Origin of the sequence: Nostoc sp. (genome assembly GCF_036919615.1) — a bacterium.
In the GTDB taxonomy this organism is placed as follows: Bacteria; Cyanobacteriota; Cyanobacteriia; order Cyanobacteriales; family Nostocaceae; genus Nostoc.
Genome location: NZ_JBALCN010000035.1, coordinates 1 through 436, shown reverse-complemented (window position 1 = coordinate 436; position 436 = coordinate 1). Strand labels below are relative to the sequence as shown.

The window sequence follows — 436 nt, the reverse complement described above, 5'->3', positions numbered from 1 at the left end:
GACGGCTCGTTTGTGGGACATTCAGGGCAAACAGTTAACAAACTTTGGCAATCTCAACAATATTAGTGACATCAGCTTCAGCCCCGATGGGCAGCGTCTGCTCACGAAATTAGATTACAGGACGGCTCGTTTGTGGGATATTCAGGGCAAACAGTTAACAAACTTTGGCAATCTCAACAATATTAGTGACATCAGCTTCAGCCCCGATGGGCAGCATCTGGTCACGAAATTAGATGACGGGACGGCTCGTTTGTGGGACATTCAGGGCAAACAGTTAACAAACTTTGGCAATCTCAACAATATTAGTAACATCAGCTTCAGCCCCGATGGGCAACGTCTGCTCACGAAATTAGATGACGGGACGGCTCGTTTGTGGGACATTCAGGGCAAACAGTTAACAAACTTTGGCAATCTCAACAATATTAGTGACATCAGA

The 436-nt window shown here is 45.9% G+C and carries 1 protein-coding gene; it reads left to right on the top strand.

All coding sequences use genetic code 11. The features are described 5' to 3' along the window. On the top strand, positions 1 to 436 hold a 436-nt coding region (locus V7K48_RS11155; RefSeq protein ID WP_442949431.1), incomplete at both ends, for a WD40 repeat domain-containing protein.